4 protein-coding genes are annotated in these 2,355 nt (G+C 63.8%); all 4 read right to left on the bottom strand.

Annotated elements, in window-relative coordinates:
- Positions 1 to 115: 115 nt before the first annotated feature.
- Positions 116 to 562 carry a PIN domain-containing protein gene (locus ENJ54_00230; GenBank protein ID HFC08275.1) on the bottom strand — a complete coding sequence of 149 codons (447 nt, stop codon included), beginning with the start codon at positions 560 to 562 and terminating at the stop codon, positions 116 to 118.
- A complete protein-coding gene (locus tag ENJ54_00225) occupies positions 531 to 821 on the bottom strand; it encodes a ribbon-helix-helix protein, CopG family (GenBank protein ID HFC08274.1) in 291 nt (96 codons plus the stop codon). The genes ENJ54_00230 and ENJ54_00225 overlap by 32 nt, the downstream gene beginning before the upstream one ends.
- 255 nt (positions 822 to 1,076) lie before the next feature.
- Positions 1,077 to 1,451, bottom strand: a complete 375-nt coding sequence (locus tag ENJ54_00220; GenBank protein ID HFC08273.1) for a hypothetical protein — start codon at positions 1,449 to 1,451, stop codon at positions 1,077 to 1,079.
- 39 nt (positions 1,452 to 1,490) lie between these two features.
- Positions 1,491 to 2,355, bottom strand: an 865-nt coding sequence (locus ENJ54_00215) for a hypothetical protein (GenBank protein ID HFC08272.1), incomplete at its 5' end; no start/stop codon positions are given.

The following is a 2,355-nucleotide window of genomic DNA, read 5'->3' as shown; positions in this document are numbered from 1 at the left end:
GGCCACTCCTGCAAACACTCACGGAAAGGCAAACAAGTCACTCCAATGGCAAAAACCTCCACTGCTGCGAACAGCCATGTGGTTTTGTCCTCGAACCATCCGTTCTCGCCCAATGTCAACCTCCGCCTGTCGAGGCTTCACTCACGAACCGAACGAAGTCCGCCCCCACTTGCCGGGCGCGGTTGTAGAGACGTTTGTCGCCTGTCCAGAATTCCGCACCTAACTGCTCGGCCAGCGCCAGGTAGAAGGCGTCGTACGCTTTCGCTTGTCCCAAACGCTCAGCCCAATCATGAGCCGCTATCGCCAGGGCGCTATCTGGATGGATGATTTCATCGGGCGTGTCCAGGATAATAGCCAGGGCTTGGCGGGCATCTACGGCTTTCTGACGCCCATATCGGTACACGACCGAGGTCACTTCGTACACCCACAGGCCGGGAACAACGATGGTCGCCTGTTGGGAAAACCACTCCCGTATGGCTTTGGGCTCCAAATAGGGGCCATTGACGATAGACCATACGCCTATGTTGGAATCAATGACCAAAGGCTGTACGAACGAGTTCATTCATCCGCTCCTCTCGCATGGCATTGAGGTCTTCCGCAGTATGCACCAGGTCCGTTTGCTCGAACAATTGCGGGCTGAGTTCGTCTAACTGCTGCATAAGCCGCCGTTTCCGCGCTCTGCGCGCCTCGGCATCTTCCAACAACGCCCGTTCCAACGCCTCCCGCACCACCTGGGACATGCTTACGCCTCGCATTTGCGCCGCTTGCCGTAAGCGACGGTGCAGGTCTTCGGTCAAAACGAATTGCACACGGGTGTACATGAGCGCCTCCAGGTTCCAGGTTTTCAAGGGTATTCAACACTCTTCAACACCCATTGTATTGCACCTTGAAGCCGGTGTCAAGCCCGCAAAAGCGGCCTTTGGGCCGCGCCGTGGAACCCCGGCTGGGTGGACGGGGCGGCTTTAGGCCGCCCCCCTGTCCCGCGCAGCCTACCGGCTCAGCGCCCTGAGCCACCGGCCTTTTGGCCGGGGGCGTGGGGCGCGTGGCCTGAAGGCTGCGCCGCCGTCCACAGGCCATTAGGCCGAGGACAGCTCGCGCATGTAGGCGCTCAGTTGGGCGCTCGCACGGGCGCGCACTTCGCTCGGCAGGTGAAAGGTCACTCGGTCGGCGACCAGGACGACGTGGGGCTGACCGTCTTGCCACATCGTCCGCAGCCAGCCGCGCACCGTTGCTTCAAGCGGCGCTTTGGCCTCTTGCGCTGTTTCCGAGAATACCACGATTTCGGCGGCCAGTCGCCCGTAGGCGACCGCAGGATGCAGACCGCCCAGTTCCGGTTGGTCGGTGCGCACCGTAAAGTGCGCCGCCGGTATGCGCTCTCCACGCACAATGGCTATTTCGGCGCGGACTGCCTCGATGAGACCATCCAGGGTGACTTGATTGTTGCGTTTCACCATAACCTCCTCGGTTCTGGCGGGGGCTGCCCGCAATCTTTACCCCACCAGGGTCTCTACGGCTTTCTCCAGGTCTTGACGACCCGGCTCGACATACCGCCTGGTCGTGTCCAGGCTGTTGTGACCCAGCAATTTCGCCACCTTCTCCAGGCCGGTTCCGGCGTCTATCAGGCTCTTGGCGAAGGTGTGCCGCAGGACATGGGGCGTCACCCCTTCCAGGCGCGCCTCTTTCGCCACCCGCTCCACGGCGCGCTGCACCGTGCGGGTGGTCAGCGCGCCCCCCGTGCTCCACAGGGTTGGCGTAGTTATGCCCACCTCGGCGCGCACTTTCAGCCAACGTTGCACCGCTTTGCGCGCTTCGGCGTTCAGGGGCACTACCCGCTGTTTGCGCCCTTTGCCCAGCACGAGCACGTGCCCTTTGCGGCTGCTCAGGGTCAGGTCGTCCACCGTCAGGCGCACCACTTCCCCCGCGCGTAAGCCCGTGTTGAGTAACCACAGCACCAGCAGCGCGTCGCGCTCGTACACCACCCACCGCTGGGGGTAGTGCATCCGCGCGGTTTGCAGCAGCCGCTCCGCTGCCCGTTGCAGGGCGTACCGCTCCCGCTTGTCCAGCCAGCGGGGGGCGCGGTCGGTTTCGGCGATGATCTTCACGCCCGCCGCGGGGTTGGCCTGGATGACGCCTTCCCCTTGCGCCCAGTCCAGCCACGCGCGCAGGGCGTGCAGGCGGCGGTTGATGGTCGCCGCCTTCAGCCCCCGCCGTTGCAGCCAGCCGCGGTATTCCCGCACATCCGTGGGCGTCACCGCCGCAGGCGTCAGCGCCTCGCCGTTGGTCTGCTCGAACCAGCGGGAAAACTGGCGTAGGTCGGCCAGGTAGCCCGCCACGGTCGAGGGGGACAGGTCGCGG

It is taken from the genome of Chloroflexota bacterium, assembly GCA_011322445.1.
GTDB lineage: Bacteria > Chloroflexota > Anaerolineae > Anaerolineales > DRMV01 > DRMV01.
The sequence above is the reverse complement of the archived record's forward strand: the minus strand, read 5'-3'. Positions and strand labels throughout refer to the sequence as shown.

Excerpts from the sequence above, each read along its gene's own strand:
- ENJ54_00230 (HFC08275.1), bottom strand. The coding sequence starts at position 562 with ATGAACTCGTTCGTACAGCCTTTGGTCATTGATTCCAACATAGGCGTA.
- ENJ54_00225 (HFC08274.1), bottom strand. The coding sequence starts at position 821 with ATGTACACCCGTGTGCAATTCGTTTTGACCGAAGACCTGCACCGTCGC.